3 protein-coding genes are annotated in these 2,553 nt (G+C 69.8%); 1 reads left to right on the top strand and 2 read right to left on the bottom strand.

Going from position 1 to position 2,553, the window contains the following annotated elements; genetic code table 11:
* Positions 1-1,320 (bottom strand): DNA polymerase III subunit alpha (dnaE, locus tag V6M45_RS12040; RefSeq protein WP_332656741.1); only part of this gene is annotated, 1,320 nt, incomplete at its 3' end.
* 474 nt (positions 1,321-1,794) lie between these two features.
* On the opposite strand from dnaE, the gene V6M45_RS12035 reads away from it, so the two are divergent.
* Positions 1,795-1,911, top strand: a complete 117-nt coding sequence (locus tag V6M45_RS12035; protein ID WP_332656743.1) for a hypothetical protein — start codon at positions 1,795-1,797, stop codon at positions 1,909-1,911.
* Between the two features lie 164 nt (positions 1,912-2,075).
* Here V6M45_RS12035 and V6M45_RS12030 read toward each other — a convergent pair.
* A partial coding sequence (locus V6M45_RS12030; protein ID WP_332656739.1) for an ABC transporter ATP-binding protein occupies positions 2,076-2,553 on the bottom strand: 478 nt, incomplete at its 5' end.

Raw genomic sequence — 2,553 nt, 5'->3', positions numbered from 1 at the left:
CAGGGTGCCGAAGGTGATGATCTGGGCCACCCGGTCCTTGCCGTAGCGGTCCTGGACGTAGTCGATCACCTCTTCCCGCCGCTCCTGGCAGAAGTCGATGTCGAAGTCGGGCATGGAGACCCGCTCGGGATTGAGGAAGCGCTCGAACAGCAGGCCGAAGCGCAGCGGATCGAGGTCGGTGATGGTCAGGGACCAGGCGACCAGGGAGCCGGCCCCGGAGCCCCGCCCCGGGCCCACGGGAATGCCGTGGTTCTTGGCCCATTTGATGAAGTCCGACACGATCAGGAAATAGCCGGGGAAGCCCATCTGCTGGATGATGCCGACCTCCCATTCGAGGCGGGTCCAGTACTCCTCTTCCGGCGCGGCGGGCGTGACCTGTCTGAGCCGCTCCTTCAGCCCCTCGCGGGCCTGATGCATCAGTTCGTCGGGCTCGGAACGGCCGGCGCCGGTGTCGAAGCGCGGCAGGATCGGGGCGCGGGTCGGGGCGACGAAGGCGCAGCGGCGGGCGATGTCGAGGGTGGCGTCGCAGGCCTCGGGCAGGTCGGCGAACAACTCGCGCATGGCGGCGGCGGTCTTGAACCAGTGCGCGCCGGTGATGCGGCGGCGATCCTCCTGGCCGGTGAAGGCGCCGTCAGCGATGCACAGCAGGGCGTCGTGGCTCTTGGCCTGGGACGCCTTGGCGTAGTGCACGTCGTTGGTGGCCACGAGGGGGACGTCGTGGGCGTAGGCCCATTCGACGAGGCCGCGCTCGGCCTGCTGTTCGGTGGCGAGGCCATGGCGCTGGAGCTCAACATAGAAGCGGTCGCCGAAAGCGGACTGCATGGCCGCCAGCGCCGCATGGGCCTCGGCCGGCTTGCCCTGGACGAACAGCGGGTCGACGGGACCGTCGGGCCCGCCGGACAGCAGGATCAGGCCTTCGGAGCGGGCCGCGACCATCTCCCAGGGCACGCTGGGCTCGTCCATCGCGCCCGCGTCGAGGAAGGCCGAGGACGACAGGGCCGACAGGTTGAGCCAGCCGGCCTCGTTCTGGACCAGCAGGACCACGGTCGGGACCTTGGCCCAGCGCTCGGCGATCTTGCCGCCGATGCCGGTGACCGGCAGGGCGCAGGCGATCAGGGGCTGGACGCCCGCGTCCTTCGCCGCCTGGCTGAATTCCAGCGCCCCGAACAGATTGGCCCGGTCCGCCACCCCGACCGCCGGCATGCCCGCGTCGGCCGCCAGCCGGGCGACCTTGCCCGCCTTGATCGCGCCCTCCAGCAGCGAATAGGCCGAGCGAACCCGCAGGTGGATGAAGCCCTGGCTGTTCAGCGTGTCGGTCAATCCGGGTCCTTCGTCGTCAGCGCGCCTGTTGTGGACCGAGTCTCACATCCCGGGCGACCGGGACACCGGAAAGCGGCGCCACCGGCGGCGCGGTCGGGGACCGGCTGTGGATAGGCGCGCCGTGGGGCATCCGCCGGTTCGGGAGGCTTTTACCCGGGTAAAAGTCCAAAACACCGTCCGATCCGTCCGATCCGTCCGGACGGGGACCGCTCATCAGATTCCGCTCAGGCCGCCGTGGTCAGCAGCGCCGCCTGCCACATCACCCAGACGAACCCGGCGCACGACGCCAACGACAACCCATCCCGAACCCAACGCGCCATGACGGCCTCCCTTGCGTGTTCCGGTAATGTTCTATGTTCTCGTTTGGTTCCCGTCAAGACCCCGCGCCCGGAGCCCCGGCATCTGCTATGGTGGTCGCAGCAGACGCCGTCAGTCATCCGCCTTCCGGCGGCGAGGCGTCGCGGGATGACGGTCATGGCCAAGGGTCAAGCACGCAGCAACAAGGAAGTCCGCAAGCCGAAGGCGGAGAAGCCGAAGCCGGCGGTGACGGTGGGGACATCGCCGTTCACCCAGGTTCCGGGGAAGAAGTAGGCGCGTCCTTCTCCTCCCCGTCGCAAAGCGATGGGGAGGTGGATCGGCGGCGAAGCCGACGAGACGGAGGGGCTTTGGGGGCACACGACCGAGCCGCTCTCACCAGCCCCTCCACCGCTTCGCGGTCCCCCTCCCCGCTCCGCGGGGAGGAAATAGCAGGCAGCTTAGTACGCGTGGCTCTCGGCCGGGCGTTCTTCGAGATGGCCGTCCTTGAGGGCGAAGACGCGGTCCATGTGGCCGGCCAGCTCCATGTTGTGGGTGGCGATCAGGGCGGCGACGCCGGTGTCCTTGACCAGGCGATGCAGGGCCTCGAACACGGTCTGGCTGGTGGCGGGGTCGAGATTGCCGGTCGGCTCGTCGGCCAGCAGCAGGCGCGGGCGGTTGGCGAGGGCGCGGGCCACGGCGACGCGCTGCTGTTCGCCGCCCGACATCTGGGCCGGCTGGTGGGTCAGGCGTTCGCCAAGCCCGAGGGCGGTGAGGACTTCCGACGCGCGGGCTCGGGCGTCGGCCTGGTTCACCCCGGCGATGCGCAGCGGCAGGGCGACGTTGTCGCGGGCGTCGAACTCGGCCAGCAGGTGGTGGAACTGGTAGACGAAGCCGATGCTGGCGAGGCGGATGTGGGTGCGGGCCCGCTCGGGCAGG

Source organism: Brevundimonas sp., assembly GCF_036676055.1.
Classification (GTDB): domain Bacteria; phylum Pseudomonadota; class Alphaproteobacteria; order Caulobacterales; family Caulobacteraceae; genus Brevundimonas.
This window is presented reverse-complemented; position numbering and strand designations above follow the sequence as displayed.

What these genes read in the sequence shown, in the direction of transcription:
- V6M45_RS12035 (WP_332656743.1), top strand. Translation starts at nt 1,795, where the DNA reads ATGGCCAAGGGTCAAGCACGCAGCAACAAGGAAGTCCGCAAGCCGAAG.